Source organism: Azospirillum sp., from assembly GCF_050789165.1.
The window spans coordinates 28,752-44,561 of record NZ_JBOZRT010000116.1 but is presented as its reverse complement, the minus strand read 5'-3'; the positions used below and the strand labels follow the sequence as shown (position 1 = coordinate 44,561).

Here is a 15,810-nt window from a genome sequence, read left to right as displayed (position 1 = left end):
CCTTTCACCGACTGCGGAGGTTTTCGAGCTCCTCGCGGAGCTCTTCTTCAGCGACCTTCGGCCCGAACTCCTGCTCCAGCACGCCATAGCGTCCGCCCAGACACAGGATCGTGGCGCGGATCGCCGCCAGGACCGTGATCCCCGCGAACACGGCGAGGCTGAGCAGCCAGACCGACTGCGGCCAGATCAGCGGCGTCGCCCAGGGCGTCGGGGCCGTGCTGCCGAACTCCCGCGTCTCGACGATCACCAGCCAGCCGACGTACAGCAGCGTGATCGCGAACAGCGCCATCAGCAGGGTTGACACCCACGTCAGCAGCGCGCGGCTGGCGAGCGGCAGCAGCGCATGCACCAGATCGATCCGGATGTGGGCGCGATCGACGTACGCCACGGTGAAGGCGATCCCGGACCCGAGCGCCAGGATGTACCCGCCAAGCTCGTCCACGCCCTGCAGGGAGAAGTTGAATAGCTTTCGCCCGACCGTCTCGGCAATCACGAGAACGCACAGCAGAAGCAATGTGTATCCGAAGATGTTAGCCAGCGGTTCAACGAGTCTCTTCATGACTCTGCCTTTTTGAAAAGCGTGTCCGGGCGCCGGGCCCGGACACGGCAACGCCTTACTTCACACCGACGACCGGACCGATGGTCGAGCGCCAGACCTTGGTGCATTCCGGATAGTTCTTGTCGCACTGCTCCGACCAGGCCGGCAGGGACACCTCGACCATGGCGTCGCGCACCAGCTTCTGGTCCGCCGCCGTGACGGGCACCTCGACGAGGTTGTACTTCTTCACGGTCGTGCAGGGATCCTTGCCGACGTTGCAGCGGACCGCGTCGTCGAACAGCTCCTGCGAGTAGGCGAAGAGATCGTTCTCGTACTTCCGGAAGGAATCGCCCAGCACCTTCTGCTGCTCGGGCGTGAACTTCTTCCAGGTGTTCAGGTTGATGGCGTAGGCCTGCATGCCGACGCTGAAGCCGATCGGCATGAAGTACTTGGACACTTCGGTCCAGCCGGCGCTGTTGGCCGAGCTGGGGCCGGTGATGGCGCAGTCCACGACGCCGCGCTGCAGCGCCTGCTGCGTTTCGCCGAACGAGAGGGTGACGGGGATGCCGCCCAGCTTCTCGATGAACTTCGCCAGCGACTGGTCGTAGACGCGCACCTTCTGGTTCTTGATGTCGGCCAGACCGCCGATCTTCGGGTTGCAGAACAGCACCTGCGGACCGAACGGCCAGACCGCCAGAAGCTTGGCGTTGAAGCGCTCCTGGATGCGCTTGTCGAAGGCCTCGCGATAGACATCGACCGTCTTGCGCGTGGTCTCGTAATCCGGGTTCAGCCCGACGAGATCGACGCCGAGGACGAACGGCTCGTCGCGGGACACCTGATTGAGGCGCAGCGCCACGATGTCGAACAGACCGGAGCGCAGCGTGCGCAGCCCCTCGGTGTCCTTGATGCCCAGCGCGTCCATCGGCTTGTAGTCGACATCGACCGGCAGGGAGGTGGTCTTCGCAAAGTTCTCGAAGAAGGGCTGTTCCTTGTTCTGCAGGATGAGCCCGGTGGAGATCAGGTTGCCGGCCACCCGGAGCTTGACGTTCTCGGCGACGGCTGCACCGGGCAGGGCCAACGCCAGGGTGACGGCGCAGGCGGCGAACTTCATACGCTTCACTCTATCTCTCCCATTATTATGTATCGGGTGTTGTCGGTTCCGGCCACGCGCGCTCACCGGGGAATCCCGGAGCGCCCGCGGCTAGCCCGCACGGATGGCGCCTTCCTGCTGGAGGGCGGTGATTTCGGCCGGGGTGAACCCGTACTCGGCCAGGATCTCGTGATTGTGCTGGCCGTAGGTCGGGGCGCCGCTGCGCACCTTTCCCGGCGTTTCCGAGAACTTGACGGGCAGGCCGAGCGTCTTGACGGTGCCGAGCGTGGCGTGCTCGACCTCCACCAGCATCTCCCGGGCCTTGGTCTGCGGGTCGTCCAGCGCCTGCTGCATGGTGTGCACCGGGCCGCAGGGAACGCCATTCGCATCGAGGACGCGGAGCCAGTGCTCCACCGTCTCCGTGCGGAAGCAGCGCGCCAGCTCGTCGCACAGGGCGTCGAGGTTGGCCATGCGGCTGGCGTTGTCCGCGAAGCGGGCATCCTGCGCGAGATTCAAGGCGCCGATGGCCTCCAGCATGCGCAGCCAGTTCTTCTGGTTGGCCCCGCCCACCACGAGCCAGCCGTCCGCCGCCTCGAAAGCCTGATAGGGGGCGTTCAACGGATGGGCCGAGCCCAGCGGGCCGGGGGAGACCCCGGTGGCGAGCGCGATGGCGGACTGCCAGTAGGTCTGGACGAGCGCGGCCTCGAACAGCGAGGTCTCGACCATCTGCCCCTGCCCCGTCTTCAGGCGGTGCGTGTAGGCGGCGAGAATGCCCATCGCCGCCAGGATGCCGGCGGTGATGTCGGACAACGGCGGGCCGCATTTGGTCGGCGCGGCGCCCGGCCCGGCGCCGGTGAAGCTCATGATCCCGCTCATGGCCTGCGCCACCAAATCGAACCCGCGCCGCTCCTTGTAGGGACCGGTGCGACCGAAACCGGAAATCGAGCAGTAGATCAGGCCGGGGTTCTCCGCCCTGAGTTCCTCGTACCCGAAGCCCAGCCGGTCGAGGACGCCGGGGCCGAAGTTCTCGATCAGGACGTCGGCGGATTTCGCCAGCCGCCGCAGGATGGCGGCCCCGCCCGGCGTCTTGAGGTCGAGCGCGATGCCGCGCTTGTTGCGGTTCATCATCAGGAACGAGGCGGCCTCGTCCCCGACGAGCGGCGGGACCATGCGCCGGGTGTCGTCGCCGCCCGGCGCCTTCTCGATCTTCAGCACGTCCGCGCCCATGTCGGCGAGCATCAGCGTGCAGGTCGGCCCCGCCATGACGTGCGTCAGGTCGAGCACTTTCAGTCCCGTCAACGGGCCCATGCGATCCTCCCTGGTGTTCTTGTGTCTCAGGACGCCGGCCGGGTCTTCGCGTGCAGGCCGGCGTAGGCCTCGCGCAGCAGGTTCTTCTGCACCTTGCCCATGGCGTTGCGCGGCAGGTCCGGCACGATGACCACCTGCTTGGGATGCTTGAACTTCGCGAGGACGGGCTGGAGCGCCTGCTGGATCGCCGCCCCGGTCAGGGAGGCGCCGGACTCCAGCACCACCGCGGCGGACACCGCCTCGCCGAAATCCGGGTGCGGGACGCCAAAGACGGCCGACTCCTTCACGCCGTCCAGCGCGTCGATGGCCAGCTCGATCTCCTTCGGGTAGACGTTGAAGCCGCCGGAGATGATGAGGTCCTTGGCGCGCCCAACGATATGCACGTAGCCGCGGGCGTCGATCTTGCCGACATCGCCGGTGATGAAGAAGCCGTCCGCCCGCAGTTCGGCCGCAGTCTTCTCCGGCATGCGCCAGTAGCCCTTGAACACGTTCGGGCCGCGCACCTCGATGACGCCGATCTCGTCCGGACCGAGGACCGCCCCGCTCTCCGGATCGGCGATGCGGACCTCGACCCCGGGCAGGGGGAAGCCGACGGTTCCGGCGATCCGCTCCCCGTCATAGGGATTCGAGGTGTTCATGCCCGTCTCGGTCATCCCGTAGCGTTCGAGGATCCGGTGCCCGGTCCGCTCGGCGAACTGCACGTGGGTGGCCTCCAGCAGCGGCGCCGAACCGGAGATGAACAGGCGCATGTGACGCACGAGGTCCGGCGTGAGGCCGGGATGGTCGAGCAGACGGGTGTAGAAGGTCGGCACGCCCATCATGGCGGTGGCGCGGGGCAGCCGCCGGACCACCTCGTCGGCGTCGAAGCGCGGCAGGAACAGCATCGACGCGCCGGCCTGGAGCACCACGTTGGTCGCCACGAACAGTCCGTGCGTGTGGTAGATCGGCAGCGCGTGCAGCAGCACGTCGTCCGCCGTGAAGCGCCAGACCTCCGCCAGGGTGATGGCGTTCGAGGCGAGGTTGCCGCGGGTCATCATGGCGCCCTTGGAGCGCCCCGTCGTCCCGGAGGTGTAGAGAATGGCCGCAAGCTCGTCCGGGCCGGCGGCGTAATCGGCGAAGCCGTCGGGCTGCTCCGCCGCGCGCTCCAGCAGCGAGCCGTCGCCCTCGGTCCCCAACGTTTCGACGGTCGCGCCGGCCGCCTTGGCGAGCGCCTCGGCCTCGGCGCGGAACGACGGGCGGCACACCAGCAGGCGCGGCTCCGCGTCGGTCACGAAATACTCCACCTCGGCGGCGGTGTAGGCCGTGTTGAGGGGCAGATAGACCACGCCGGCGCGGACGCAGGCCACGTAGAGCGCCAGCGCGTCGACCGATTTGTCCACCTGCACGGCCACGCGGTCGCCGGGCTTGGCGCCCAGGCTGAGCAGGACGTTGGCCAGGCGCCCGGCGTGAGCGAAGAAACGCCCGTAGGACCACACCGTGCCGTCCGGAAGTTCGAGGAACGTCTTATCCTCTGAGCCCGGAGCGGGCGACACGACAGACAGCAATGAATCGGGCATGATGATTTTCCATTTATTGGGCGGAGCGGAGTTCATTTCCCGCGCCAATTCGGGCTTCTTTTGTTCAGGAAAGCATCGATGCCTTCCTTGAAGTCCTCGCTCATGTAGCACATCAGGACGAGGTCCTGATCGTCGTGCCCCGCGTCCTTGTCCTGGAGGCGGCGCAACGCCTCCTTGGTCGCCCGCAGGGTCAGGGGGGCGTGTCCGGAGACGAGACGGGCCAACTGCTCCGCGCGACCGAGAAGCGCGGCATGGTCCGCGACCACCTCCTGCAGAAGACCGATGCCGTGCGCCTCCTCGGCCCCGACCAGACGCGCCGTGAAGATGATGTCCTTGACCCGCGCCGGCCCGATCAGGGCGCTCAGCCGCGCGATGCTGTTCATCGACAGGCAGTTGCCGAGGGTGCGGGCGATGGGGAAGCCGAATTGGGTCGCCTGGGTTCCGAGCCGCAGGTCGCAGCACGCCGCAATGGCCGCGCCGCCGCCGGTGCACGCGCCGGAAATGGCGGCGATGGTCGGCACCCGGCATTTCTCCAGGGCGGTCAGGACCTGATCGATGCGCCGTTCGTACGCCAAGGCGTCTTCGGCGCTTTTGAAGGCTTGGAACTGGCTGATGTCCGTACCGGCGGCGAAGGCCTTCTCGCCGGCGCCGGTGACGACCATCGCGGTGATCGACCGGTCCGTTTCGATCGCCCCGCAGATCTCCTCCAGGCGGGCGTACATCGCAAAGGTGAGAGCGTTCCGGGTCTTGGGTCGGTTGAACGTGAGCCACGCCACACCGTCGCGGACGTCATACAGCAGTTCCGCGTCCTGGCCAGCGCCCGTCGCTTCGGTCATTCGCCACCACCATCGACGGCGGCAGCGCCGGCCATCCGGACATCCGTGAACATCGACATCGCCCTATAACCCTCTGGTTGCGCATTGCGCGCATTGCGACATGGCAGGCCGCCGCAAACCCGACCCGCCTCGCATTCTGCATTCATTTTTGCCCGATTTGCAATGCCTGCCAAACGATTTTTCCACATAGCAATATTGATTGCATGCAAAACGGCATCCATACATAATGTGGGGGATTAAGGGAGAGTCCCCATGCGCCACGACCAGATAGTTTCTCAATTAAGGCAGATGCTTATTGATGGCGCGATCGCCCCAGGCGCGCGGGTTCCCGAGCGCGAGCTCTGTACAACTTTCGGGATTTCGCGCACTCCCCTGCGAGAGGCGCTGAAGGTGTTGGCAGCCGAAGGGTATCTGGTGCTGCTGCCAAACCGCGGCGCGCGGGCGGCGAAGCTGTCCACCAAGGACGTATCCGACCTCTTCGACGTCTGCGAGGCGATGGAAGCCATTGCGGGCGAACTCGCATGCCAGCGCATCACGCGCGCCGAGTTGGAGGAGATCAAGAGCCTGAACCTCTCGATGAAGGAGGCGTACGAGCGGGGCGACCTCCCGACCTACTACCGCTGCAATCGGCTCATTCACGAAGCCATCGTGAAGGCGGCAGACAACGCCGTCCTGTCGGGCCTGTACGAGTCGGTCGTCGCGCGCATCCGCCGCGCGCGGTTCGTAGCCCCCATCCCCGACAGCCATTGGGAGTTGGCGATGTGCGAGCACGACGCCATGGTGAACGCTCTCATGCGGAGGGACGGTCAAGGGCTGGCGCACATCCTTAAGACACACCTGCGAAACAAGCGCATCGAGGTGCAGAAGGCAGGCTTCGTGGCGTCCGATACCGACGACGCCTGAGAGCATATTTTGACAATTTCTTTCGCGAGGCCCGGGTCATGAACTCGATCATGGCGATGCGGATGCACGCTGCGGCGGCCTCAGGGAGAGCTTCGAGATCCTTGCTCAGCCGGCGTGAGCGGTTCAGCCATCCGAACGATCGCTCGACGATCCCCAAGGTGCGCTTCAGCTCAGTGCTCACCCGGTCGACCAGCTTGCCGGCGCACTCGCCGTCGGCCCGGTGCTGGGCAATGCGCTTCACAGGGTCCGCGATGAGGCCGGAGACCTCGGCGCGCCTGACGGTAAGCCCGGGGATCAGGCAGGCGCGGCCCGTGGGCTTCCTCTCAGGAAGAGAATGGGCCATAGTATAGCCAGATCAACGACTTGACGGCTATCGAGCCGTGGGTGTGTATTGCTACCGAATACCGGGCAGCAGCACGTTGATCACCGCCACGATTGCCAGGAAGCTGGCGAGCGTCACGGCGATCTCGTGGGACCTCAACTTAGCCGAAGAACACGGGGAGCGCTCCGGCGGGCCAGCCTGACGTCTCAGACACCACTCGGCGGGACACGGCCCAGACTTTTGACAGCCAGACAGCCATGAAACAGCAGGTTCCCTCAGCTCAGGCTTGGCGCGGCACCTGACAGAACCTGCACGAGGCGGTGAACGACTTCGGCCGTCCGGGATACCGCGGCCTGCGGCCGCTGTGGAGGCATGGGGCACACCATTACCATGCCGGCATTGCTATGTCGGTCTCTGCGCGCTCGACGTTCCGACCCTGTCGCCGGGGTCGCGGGCGCGCTGTGCCGACATCGAGCGAGCAGCCCAACGGAACGCCATTGCCAAGGCCAACCTCGTCGCCACCTACGACCGCTGACCGGCCTGGATCGCGGGCATGCGTGGCGCGTATGCTGGCGCCGGACCTCCAAGACGCCGCGAGACAGGCCATGCCCCTGATCGATCCGCACCCTACCGACGCGCTGCTGCTGGTCGATATCCAGAACGACTTCTGCCCCGGCGGCGCGCTGGCGGTCGGCGGCGGCGGCGAGGTCGTGCCGGTGGCGAACCGGCTTGCCCGCCTCTTCGGCTCGGTGATCCTGACCCAGGACTGGCACCCGCCGGACCATCGCTCCTTCGCCAGCGCGCATCCGGGGATGAGCGCGTTCGCCACGACCACGTTCGCGTATGGCCCGCAGGTTCTGTGGCCGGATCACTGCGTGCAGGGAACGCAGGGGGCCGCCTTCCACCCCGACCTCGACGTTCCCATGGCGCAGCTGGTGCTGCGCAAGGGCTTCCACCGCGGCATCGACTCCTACTCCGCCTTCTTCGAGAACGACCGGACGACCCCCACCGGTCTGGCCGGGTATCTGCGCGAGCGCGGGTTCAGGCGGGTGGTCCTGGCCGGGCTTGCCACGGACTTCTGCGTCGCCTTCTCGGCCGAGGATGCCGTCCGTTGCGGGTTCGAGGCTGTGGTGGTCGAGGACGGGTGCCGCGCCATCGACCTGCAGGGATCGCTGGACGCCGCCAAGGCGCGTCTGGCCTCGGCCGGCGCCCGTCTGGTGCGGTCGGCGGACATCGCCGGGTCTTGAGTCAGCCGCACCCGATCCGGTCGGCCTGTGCGGCGAGAGTATACAGCGCGGGCGCGATGCCGACTTCCAGCGTCGTGCGGCGCTGCAGATTGCGCACCGGCTCGGGCAGGCTCGCGAGTTCCGCCGCCGCATGGGCCCGGATCGCGGGCAAGTCCGGCAGCGGCGCCACCCGCCGGCCGGCCCGCATCACCGGTACCAGCAAAGGACGTCCGGGTTCGCCGGCATCGGCGGTGGACAGCCGGTCCGCGCAGATCCGCCCGTCGGCACCACAGTGCCGGAAGACCTGCTTGCGCCCGGGCCAAGTCGCCTTGCCGGGTGAGCGTTTGCGCCGCGGCAGGCCGGCGTACTCGACCAGCTTGTAGGCGCAGTCGAGCGCAGGCGCGTCGCTGGAGGTGGTCAGGCTGGTACCGACGCCGAAACTGTCGATGGGGGCATCCGCAGCCAACAGGGACGCGATCGCCTCCTCGTCCAACCCGCCGCTTGCAACAATGCGCGTCTCCGCCAAGCCGCCTTCGTCCAGAATGGAGCGCACCCGCCGCGACAGCGCCGCGAGGTCGCCGCTGTCCAGCCGCACGCCGGACAGCCGGATGCCTTCGGCCGCCAGCTCGCGCGCCAGCGTCACCGCGGCCCGCGCGGCGGCCTCGGTGTCGTAGGTGTCGAGCAGCAGGGTCAGGTTCTGCGGGCGCGACCGGGCGAAGTTGGCGAAGGCCAGGGCTTCACGATCGTGCGCCTGCACGAACGCGTGCGCCATCGTCCCGACGACCGGAATGCCGAAGCGCCGGCCGGCCAGCGCCGTCGCCGTCCCGGCAAAGCCCGCGAGGTAGGCGGCGCGGGCGGCCAGCAGCCCGGCCTCGGCACCGTGCGCCCGGCGCAGGCCGAAGTCGAACAGCGGGCGCCCACGCGCCGCCAGTACCAGGCGCGCCGCCTTGGAGGCGACGACGGTCTGGAAGTGCAGGAGGTTGATCAGCCGCGTTTCCATCAACTGGGCCTCCGGCAGGCTGGCCGTCACGCGCAGGATCGGCTCGTGGGCGAAGAACACCGTACCCTCGGGCAGCGCGTCCACGTCGCCCGAGAAGCGGAACCCCCGCAGGTACTCCAGCGTCCCCTCGGACAGCCGGGCGTTGTCGCGCAGCCATGCAAGGTCGTCCGGCGTGAACCGGGCCTGCTCCAGGAAGACGACCGCCTGCTCCAGGCCGGCGGCGACCAGGAAGTTCCGCTCGGGAGGCAGGGTGCGGACGAACAGCTCGAACGAGGCCGTGTCCGTCAACCCGTGATCCAGGTAGGCGTGGACCATGGCGACTTCGTAGAGGTCGGTGAGCAGCAGGCTGTTGCCCTCATCCGCTGCATCGGCACCGGTGCTCATGGCCATCTCCCCGGCTGGACGCCGGCCGCCGCCGCTAGGCCGGGATGCGCCACATCTCCCGCAGTTCGCGCGGCAGCGCCCCCGCCACCTTCTGGATCTCGCCGGCCGCGATGTGCTTGGCCAGCATGTCGAACACCGCGCCAGTCAGGCGGACCGGATCGGCATCCGGATAGCCCTGCATCTCTGCCTTGATGCGGTCGTAGAAGGCCTCGATGTGGCGGTCACGAGCGGGCGTGGCGGTGGGGCGCCAGCCTTCGTAGTAGAGCCCACGAACCAGCATGGGCAGTTGGGCTCCGAGATGCACGGCCAGCCCCGCTTCCATCTCGTCGCGCAGCGCGTGCAGCACACCGCGCAACGCCCGGTAGGCGAGGTGGCGGTCGTCGGTGTGCAGCCATTCCATGATGTCCTTGAGCCATGCGTTCGTGAGGTGGACGGTTTCGTCGAAGACCTGGACGCCTATGGTCGTCATCGGATCCTCCGTAGCGTTGGGGAAATTCGGTCGCTCATCCGGATCGTAGTGCGCCCCGGCGGGGACCGGCTTTACGCAGGTTAAGGGGAGTGCCCCTTCCATGGTCGAGGATGGACCGGTGATCCTTACCCGCGTGCGTGGAGGCGATCATGCATCTGCTGTGCTGCTGACGACGGCGAGGGTCCGCCGGGCGGACGTCGTGAATTACGCGACGCCGATCCGTAAGTGTCGTGTCGCCCGCTGGCTCCCGTGATCGTCATCACTGGAAGCGGAGGCAGGCCAATGCGCATCATTGCCCTCGATATCCACCGTACCTTCGCTCAGGTCGTCATCCTCGAGCACGGACAGCTGCGCCAAGCCGGGCGGGTGCGCCTGAGCCACGACAAGCTGCTGAGCTTTGCCAAGACACTCACGCCCGAGGACGATGTCGTTCTTGAAGCCACCGGCTACAGTCTGGCCGTCGCCCGCACACTGCAGCCCTTCGTGCGCCGGGTGATCATTACCAACCCGCTGCAGGTGCGCGCCATCGCACACGCCCAAGCGGCGGGCACTGCAGCTGCGTGCCGGCCAGCCGACGCAGAAGAGCCGGGGCTTGTCGTTGTGACAAGCCGCTCGGCGCTGGCGTGGTCTGTTCTGCATCCTCGCGGCGCCGGCGGTGCAGCCGGCTCTCTCCGATTCCGAGAGCGCCGGCCTGCTGGCTGATCGGGTGCTTCCCCTTGATGACCGGCTTGACGGCTTGTGCCTTGAACTCCGGCGTGCAGAACCGCCATTTGCCCTGTCCCATCCTACACCGCCTGCCGGATCATACGATCCAAGAGAGGCGTCCACCAATCTGGCTCTCCCGAGGGAAGCTCACTGCCGTCATCACCCACCTCTCCCCCACGGGGGCTTGGCAGTGATGTCCACTGCTTCGAGGGAGGATCATTCAGAACCACGGAACACGGGCGGACGCTTCTCGAAGAACGCGCTGACTCCCTCGCGGGCGTCCGCTTCCGTCTCCAACCGGCGAGCCACCGACGCTTCGTACGCGCTGGCGGCGTCGATCCCCTCGCGTTCCCCCAGTATCACCCCGGCTTTGATCGCAGCGACCACGGAGGGAGAGTTCTTGGCGATCGCCCGCGCCAGGACGAGCGCTTCGCTCAACGCATCGCCCTTTTCGACCAGCCGGTTGATGAATCCGGTTCTGTAGGCCTCGTCAGCCGACAGGGGCGCCGCCGTGAGCATCAGTTCCAGAGCCCGGGCCGACGACATCAGCCGTGGCAACCGGCCGATCTGCCCGCCCTCCGGAAGCATGCCCAGCCGGGCGCCCGGCGAACCGAATGTCGCGTTGACGCTCGCAACGCGCAGGTCGCACGACAGGGCGAGGATGAGCGCCGCGGCGTAGCAGTGCCCATTGACCGCTGCGATCACCGGCTTTCTCATCTCCCGGGGGCGCAGGAACGGGGTCTCCCCCAGGTCCGTCGCCGCGTGCACGCCGGAGGCGATCTCCTTCAGGTCATGTCCGCTCGAGAAGGCAAGGTCCCCCGCGCCCGTCACCACGACCACCCGAACGGCGTCGTCGCCTTCCGCATCGTCCAGATGGCGCAGGAAGTCGGCGGCCATCGTGCCCTGGAAGGCGTTGCGCTTGGGCTCGTTGGCGATGGTCAGGATACGGATCGCCCCCTCCGTCTGCGTCGTAATCTCGGGCATGTCAAAATCCTCTTCGAGGCCGGCGGGCCTTTTTCGCGTGAAGTGGGGTGCGGGCGTCAGCGCCAGATCTTGTCCTGACAGTCGTATGATCCGACGCGGAGGTCGGGCTTTTCCGACAGCAGGTGCTTCTTCTGCACGCGCTGCGAGTCCGTAAGGGGGAAGGCGTCGCGGTACTCGTAGTAGCGGGGCACCTTGAAGGCCGCGAGGTGCCGCGCGCAATGATCGGCGATGCGCTCCGGCGGACAGGTCGATGGGTCAACGCCCGGCGCCAGCAGGATGTAGGCCTTGATCTCCTCGCCCCGGTAGTCGTCGGGCACCGGTACGACGGCGGCGTCCTGGATGTCGTCGAGCGTGCGCAGCACCACCTCGACCTCGCGGGCGGCGATGTTCTCTCCGCTGCGGCGCACCATGTCCTTGGTCCGGCCGAGGATATAGTGATATCCGGCGGCGTCCACGCGGGCCAGATCGCCGGTGCGGAACCAGCCGTTGCGGAACGCCTGCGCCGTCGCCTCGACGTTCCCGAAGTATCCCTTGAGCAGACCGCGGCCACGCACGCAGAGTTCCCCGGTGTCGCCGGTCGGAACGGGATTGCCGTCCTCGTCGGCGATCATCAGGTCGCGGAAGGGAGCGACCACGCCGCAACTGCCCGAACCGGTCATCTCGGCAAGCCGGTGGGCGGGCATGTAGGTGCCCCCGCCGATCTCGGTCATGCCGTAGAACTCCTGTCCATACACGTCGAAGCGGCGCTGGAAGTCGGCATGGCTTTCCGGGCCGAACGCGAAGATGGTGGCCAGCTTGAGCTTGTTGTGCGGGTCCGAAGGCCGGGGCGGCTGCTTGTAGACCATTTCGAACAGGGCGCAGTAGTCGCACTCGAGCTGCGCGACGTCGAGCATGAAGCGCTTGGCGCCGGGTTTGCGTGGAAAGAAGGCGCAGCCACCGCTCGCCATCGCGTTCAGCAGGATCCGTTGCCCGACCATGTAGAAGAAGCTTGATCCGACGTAGAAGCGCCGCAGATCCGTGGCGAAGAACTCCGTCGAGCTGAGCCCCAGGCAGAGCCAGTACTCGTGGGTCAGCATGCAGGCCTTCGAGAAGCCGGTGGTGCCGGACGTGTATTGAAGATTGAGGACCGCGTCCGGGGAACGGGGCGTGTGCGGCGCCCGCCGGCCCTGCGCCTCCTCCATCAGCGCGCGCCAGCGCCGATGCCGGCCCGGCGCGGCATCCCCGAGGACGATCACATCGGACGGCGGGAGCGCCACCGTCTCGAGGGCATCCAGGTGCGGCAGGAACTCCGCCTCCAGGATGAGGACGGTGGCGAGGGAGGTCTTCAGGACGTACTCGACCTCGCGGGTGGTGTAGGTGGCGTTGATGGGAACCATGACGGCCTGCAGGCGTGCCAGGGCCAGCCAGGCAATGGGAAACTCCTCGCGGTTCCAGGCCATCACCGCGACATGGACGCCCGGGCCGATGCCGAGCGCCGCGAACGCTGCGGCGGCGGTTTCGACCGCGTCCAGCACCTCGCCCCAGGTCCGCTCTACGCCGTCATCGATGAACCTCCAGGCCGGGGCGTCCGCATGCCGGGCGGCGGTCCGGACCAGGAGGTCGAACACCGAGTCCGGAAGCGGCGTCGCCTCCAGGCGTCGGGCGAGGGCGTCGGGTTCTTCCCTGCGAAACTCTGCGAACATCACTCTTCTCGTAGGTGAGGGGTGGCGTCGGTGCGAACCGTCATCGCGCACGCCGTTCGGCACGGCGCTGGATCTGGTCGCTCAGGAAGACCGCCGCAAAGGTGGCCAGGATGAGCAGCGACGCGACCGCCGCGACGACCGGCGTCAGGTCGTGGCGCATGTCGGCCCAGATCCGCATCGGCAAGGTCTCGTTGCGCCCCATGACGAACAGGGCGATGACCAGCTCGTCGAAGGAGATGAAGAAGGCGAAGACGGCCGCCGAGATGACCGCCGGCCGGATCGTCGGCAGCGTGACGTACCAGAAGGCCTCGTACGGCCGGGCGCCCATCACCCGGGCGGCCCTGGCGAGCGTGTCGCCGGTCTGGCGCAAGGCACCCGACACCGTCGTCGTGACGAAGGGCAACGCGAGGACGGCGTGCACCAGGACGATGCCGCCGACGGAGCCGTAGAGGCCCAGGCGGCTGAAGACGAGGAGCGTCCCGAGGGCGAGAATGATCACCGGCACGACCTGCGGACCGAGAAAGATCGGCCCGGCGATCCGGACGGCGCGCCCGTCGCGGCTCAAAACCAGCGCCGCCGCCGTTCCCACGACGGTCGCCAGAAGCGCGCTCGCCGCGGCGATGACCAGGCTGCGCCAGGTCGCCTCGATCCACCCCGGCGTCGCGAAGAATTCCTCGTACCAATGCAGCGTGAAGCCGGCCGGCGGAAATTTCAGGTACCGGGTCTCGCTGACCGACATCGGCACCACCAGCAGCAGCGGCAGCAGAAGGTAGAGGAGGACGCCGAAGAAGTAGGCGGGCAGGAGGACGCGTCCGGACCGCTCCCACAGGGACTGTCTCATCGCGATCCTCCATGACCGCTCAGCCGCGTCACGCGCCGGAAGAGCAAAGCCACCACGGCCACCACCGCGAAGCCGGCGACCAGCAGCACCACCCCCAGCGCCGATCCCAGGCCCCAGTCGAGGGTCACCGTGATCTGCGTGGCGATGAGGTTTGCGATCATGGTTTCCTTCGGACCGCCGACAAGGGCCGGCGTGATGAAGAACCCCAGGGCCAGGACGAACGTTAGCATCCAGGCGCTCACCGCACCCCCGGCGCTCAGCGGCAGGAAGACGTGGAGGAAGCTGCGCACCGGCGAGGCTCCGAGGATGCGGGCCGCCAGGACGAGCGATCGGTTGATGGTCGTCATCGTCGAGAACATGACGAGGATGGCGACCGGCAGGAGCACCTGCACCATCGCGATGTACACAGCCCCCCGCGTGTAGAGCATCTGGAGCGGCGCATCGACGATCCCCGCGCCGATCAGCAGGGAGTTCACCAATCCCTCGCGACCGAGAACGACGATCCATCCGAAGGTCCGCACCAGCACGCTGACCCAAAGCGGCGTCAGAATGAGGAGAAGCAGCATCGTCCGGCGCCTCGGCGGGCGGGACGCCAGGTAATAGGCGGCGGGATAGCCGACCAGGATGCACGCGAAGGCCACCCCGACGGCGAGTTGGACCGTTCCCAGCAGGATGGTGCGGTACGGGCCCTCGCCGAGCACGCCTTCGTAATGCTCCGCCGTCAGTCCGCTGTCGCCCTGCAGGCTCCACAGCGCGACCTCGCCCACCGGGGCGAGGAAGGCCAGCAGGAACAGCAGGGCCGCCGGAGCGAGCAGCCAGAGGGACGAGAGGGGCGCGCGCCGCCGGCGCGCCGCCGCCGTCCCTCCGCCCGGCAGGGACACGTCGAGGCTCATTGCAGGCGCCAGGCTTCCCACCGCTTCTGGATGCGCGGCAGGTTTTCGGCCCAGAACTCGGCGTTCAGCGCGAACTGCACCGCCATGTTCTCCGGACTGGTCGGAAGCTCCTTCGCCTCGTCCGGCGACAGGATCTTGTAGATGTCCGGGTTGAAGCTGGAGTAAGGCATGGCGCGGGCGATCTCCGCCAGACGCTGCGGGTCGTTCCAGCAGTACTTCATGAACTGCATGGCCCCCGCCGGGTTGCGTGCCCCCTTGATGATCGAATAGTAGCTGACGTCGAGCGAACCGCCGTTCCAGATGATCTGCACCGGCAGCTTGTCCTTTTGCAGCTGCTGTATGCGGCCATTGAAGGCGGTGGCGTAGAACACTTCGCCGCTGGCCAGCAACTGGACCGGCTGCTGCCCGCTCGTCCACCACACGGTGATCGCCGGCTTGATCTCGTCGAGCTTCTTGAACGCGCGGTCGACACCGGCCGGCGTCTTGAGAACCTCATAGACATCCGCCGGCTTGACGCCGTCGGCGATCAGCGCGAACTCCAGGTTCTCCGCCGGGGAGTTGCGCAGCGTCCGCGGGCCGGGGAACTGCTTGACGTCCCAGAAGTCCGCCCAGCCGGTGAAGGTCTTGCCTGGCGGCAGCTTGTCGGTGCGCACGCCGATCGTGGTGGAGTAAGCCACCGAGCCGATAGCGTGGGTCTTGCGGGCAATCGGCGGCAGCTTGTTGTCGGGATCCACTACCTTCCAGTCGATGGGCTCCAGCCACCCGTTCTTCTCCGACACCGGAAGGCCGGAGCGCTCAGTCGGCGCGATGTCCCACAGGATGTTCCTGGTCGTCTGCTGGGCCCGGATCTGCGCGAGCGAGTCGTCCGTCGCGGCCTGCGTGACGGTGATCCCGGTCTCCTTGGTGAAGGGCTGGACGCAGATGCGGTTCAGGGTCTCCGCCCAGGCGCCGCCGTAATTCGCGATCACGACCGCCTTGTCGCCGGATTGAGCCAACGCCGTTCCACCGGCGGTGCCGGCGAGCGCCGCGCCGAGAGAGAGACTCCACAGCAGCTTGTTCATTGAACGCTCCTC

General features: G+C 67.3%; 15 protein-coding genes and 1 pseudogene. 3 read left to right on the top strand and 13 right to left on the bottom strand.

Translation table 11 applies throughout. The features are described from left to right. Positions 1-4: 4 nt before the first annotated feature. The 5 genes from ACRWK7_RS25990 to ACRWK7_RS25970 form a co-directional block, all read right to left on the bottom strand. Positions 5-559, bottom strand: coding sequence for a TRAP transporter small permease subunit (locus tag ACRWK7_RS25990; RefSeq protein WP_431859227.1), 555 nt, complete (start codon positions 557-559; stop codon positions 5-7). A 55-nt stretch (positions 560-614) separates the two neighbouring features. Next, positions 615-1,649 carry a TRAP transporter substrate-binding protein gene (locus ACRWK7_RS25985; RefSeq protein ID WP_431859246.1) on the bottom strand — a complete coding sequence of 345 codons (1,035 nt, stop codon included), beginning with the start codon at positions 1,647-1,649 and terminating at the stop codon, positions 615-617. A gap of 90 nt (positions 1,650-1,739) precedes the next feature. Next, positions 1,740-2,936, bottom strand: coding sequence for a CaiB/BaiF CoA transferase family protein (locus tag ACRWK7_RS25980; protein WP_431859226.1), 1,197 nt, complete (start codon positions 2,934-2,936; stop codon positions 1,740-1,742). A 26-nt stretch (positions 2,937-2,962) separates the two neighbouring features. Then, positions 2,963-4,492: a malonate--CoA ligase gene (locus tag ACRWK7_RS25975; protein WP_431859225.1), complete on the bottom strand. Its 1,530-nt coding sequence runs from the start codon at positions 4,490-4,492 to the stop codon at positions 2,963-2,965. A gap of 32 nt (positions 4,493-4,524) precedes the next feature. Further along, positions 4,525-5,328, bottom strand: coding sequence for an enoyl-CoA hydratase/isomerase family protein (locus tag ACRWK7_RS25970; RefSeq protein ID WP_431859224.1), 804 nt, complete (start codon positions 5,326-5,328; stop codon positions 4,525-4,527). Between the two features lie 252 nt (positions 5,329-5,580). Here ACRWK7_RS25970 and ACRWK7_RS25965 point away from each other — a divergent pair, with 252 nt between their 5' ends. After that, the gene (locus tag ACRWK7_RS25965) at positions 5,581-6,231 is read left to right on the top strand and encodes a GntR family transcriptional regulator (protein WP_431859223.1); all 651 of its coding nucleotides are present in this window, start codon (positions 5,581-5,583) and stop codon (positions 6,229-6,231) included. Positions 6,232-6,262: 31 nt separating this feature from the next. On the opposite strand, the pseudogene ACRWK7_RS25960 reads toward ACRWK7_RS25965, so the two are convergent. Continuing rightward, a pseudogene (locus tag ACRWK7_RS25960) lies at positions 6,263-6,382 on the bottom strand (IS5/IS1182 family transposase); the annotation flags it as partial. A gap of 776 nt (positions 6,383-7,158) precedes the next feature. On the opposite strand from ACRWK7_RS25960, the gene pncA reads away from it, so the two are divergent. After that, on the top strand, positions 7,159-7,800 hold the full coding sequence (gene pncA, locus ACRWK7_RS25955; RefSeq protein WP_431859222.1) for a bifunctional nicotinamidase/pyrazinamidase: 642 nt from the start codon (positions 7,159-7,161) through the stop codon (positions 7,798-7,800). 1 nt (position 7,801) lies between these two features. On the opposite strand, the gene ACRWK7_RS25950 is transcribed toward pncA, so the two are convergent. Continuing rightward, positions 7,802-9,163: a nicotinate phosphoribosyltransferase gene (locus tag ACRWK7_RS25950; protein ID WP_431859221.1), complete on the bottom strand. Its 1,362-nt coding sequence runs from the start codon at positions 9,161-9,163 to the stop codon at positions 7,802-7,804. Positions 9,164-9,197: 34 nt separating this feature from the next. Then, positions 9,198-9,632 carry a DUF2267 domain-containing protein gene (locus tag ACRWK7_RS25945; RefSeq protein WP_431859220.1) on the bottom strand — a complete coding sequence of 145 codons (435 nt, stop codon included), beginning with the start codon at positions 9,630-9,632 and terminating at the stop codon, positions 9,198-9,200. A 282-nt stretch (positions 9,633-9,914) separates the two neighbouring features. On the opposite strand from ACRWK7_RS25945, the gene ACRWK7_RS25940 reads away from it, so the two are divergent. After that, positions 9,915-10,334 carry a hypothetical protein gene (locus ACRWK7_RS25940; RefSeq protein WP_431859219.1) on the top strand — a complete coding sequence of 140 codons (420 nt, stop codon included), beginning with the start codon at positions 9,915-9,917 and terminating at the stop codon, positions 10,332-10,334. A 219-nt stretch (positions 10,335-10,553) separates the two neighbouring features. Here ACRWK7_RS25940 and ACRWK7_RS25935 read toward each other — a convergent pair whose 3' ends face one another. The 5 genes from ACRWK7_RS25935 to ACRWK7_RS25915 are packed head-to-tail and all read right to left on the bottom strand — an operon-like array spanning position 10,554 to position 15,798. Continuing rightward, positions 10,554-11,321 carry an enoyl-CoA hydratase/isomerase family protein gene (locus ACRWK7_RS25935; protein WP_431859218.1) on the bottom strand — a complete coding sequence of 256 codons (768 nt, stop codon included), beginning with the start codon at positions 11,319-11,321 and terminating at the stop codon, positions 10,554-10,556. 56 nt (positions 11,322-11,377) lie between these two features. Then, positions 11,378-13,003 (bottom strand): class I adenylate-forming enzyme family protein, encoded by a 1,626-nt coding sequence (locus ACRWK7_RS25930; RefSeq protein ID WP_431859217.1) that lies wholly within the window; start codon positions 13,001-13,003, stop codon positions 11,378-11,380. 40 nt (positions 13,004-13,043) lie between these two features. Further along, positions 13,044-13,844, bottom strand: coding sequence for an ABC transporter permease (locus tag ACRWK7_RS25925; RefSeq protein ID WP_431859216.1), 801 nt, complete (start codon positions 13,842-13,844; stop codon positions 13,044-13,046). After that, on the bottom strand, positions 13,841-14,737 hold the full coding sequence (locus ACRWK7_RS25920) for an ABC transporter permease (protein WP_431859215.1): 897 nt from the start codon (positions 14,735-14,737) through the stop codon (positions 13,841-13,843). Before ACRWK7_RS25920 ends, ACRWK7_RS25925 begins: the two co-directional genes overlap by 4 nt. Further along, the gene (locus tag ACRWK7_RS25915; RefSeq protein WP_431859214.1) at positions 14,734-15,798 is read right to left on the bottom strand and encodes an ABC transporter substrate-binding protein; all 1,065 of its coding nucleotides are present in this window, start codon (positions 15,796-15,798) and stop codon (positions 14,734-14,736) included. Before ACRWK7_RS25915 ends, ACRWK7_RS25920 begins: the two co-directional genes overlap by 4 nt. Between the last annotated feature and the right edge of the window lie 12 nt (positions 15,799-15,810).

What these genes read in the sequence shown, in the direction of transcription:
- ACRWK7_RS25990 (WP_431859227.1), bottom strand. Translation starts at nt 559, where the DNA reads ATGAAGAGACTCGTTGAACCGCTGGCTAACATCTTCGGATACACATTG.
- ACRWK7_RS25985 (WP_431859246.1), bottom strand. Translation starts at nt 1,649, where the DNA reads ATGAAGTTCGCCGCCTGCGCCGTCACCCTGGCGTTGGCCCTGCCCGGT.
- ACRWK7_RS25980 (WP_431859226.1), bottom strand. Translation starts at nt 2,936, where the DNA reads ATGGGCCCGTTGACGGGACTGAAAGTGCTCGACCTGACGCACGTCATG.
- ACRWK7_RS25975 (WP_431859225.1), bottom strand. Translation starts at nt 4,492, where the DNA reads ATGCCCGATTCATTGCTGTCTGTCGTGTCGCCCGCTCCGGGCTCAGAG.
- ACRWK7_RS25970 (WP_431859224.1), bottom strand. Translation starts at nt 5,328, where the DNA reads ATGACCGAAGCGACGGGCGCTGGCCAGGACGCGGAACTGCTGTATGAC.
- ACRWK7_RS25965 (WP_431859223.1), top strand. Translation starts at nt 5,581, where the DNA reads ATGCGCCACGACCAGATAGTTTCTCAATTAAGGCAGATGCTTATTGAT.
- pncA (WP_431859222.1), top strand. Translation starts at nt 7,159, where the DNA reads ATGCCCCTGATCGATCCGCACCCTACCGACGCGCTGCTGCTGGTCGAT.
- ACRWK7_RS25950 (WP_431859221.1), bottom strand. Translation starts at nt 9,163, where the DNA reads ATGAGCACCGGTGCCGATGCAGCGGATGAGGGCAACAGCCTGCTGCTC.
- ACRWK7_RS25945 (WP_431859220.1), bottom strand. Translation starts at nt 9,632, where the DNA reads ATGACGACCATAGGCGTCCAGGTCTTCGACGAAACCGTCCACCTCACG.
- ACRWK7_RS25940 (WP_431859219.1), top strand. Translation starts at nt 9,915, where the DNA reads ATGCGCATCATTGCCCTCGATATCCACCGTACCTTCGCTCAGGTCGTC.
- ACRWK7_RS25935 (WP_431859218.1), bottom strand. Translation starts at nt 11,321, where the DNA reads ATGCCCGAGATTACGACGCAGACGGAGGGGGCGATCCGTATCCTGACC.
- ACRWK7_RS25930 (WP_431859217.1), bottom strand. Translation starts at nt 13,003, where the DNA reads ATGTTCGCAGAGTTTCGCAGGGAAGAACCCGACGCCCTCGCCCGACGC.
- ACRWK7_RS25925 (WP_431859216.1), bottom strand. Translation starts at nt 13,844, where the DNA reads ATGAGACAGTCCCTGTGGGAGCGGTCCGGACGCGTCCTCCTGCCCGCC.
- ACRWK7_RS25920 (WP_431859215.1), bottom strand. Translation starts at nt 14,737, where the DNA reads ATGAGCCTCGACGTGTCCCTGCCGGGCGGAGGGACGGCGGCGGCGCGC.
- ACRWK7_RS25915 (WP_431859214.1), bottom strand. Translation starts at nt 15,798, where the DNA reads ATGAACAAGCTGCTGTGGAGTCTCTCTCTCGGCGCGGCGCTCGCCGGC.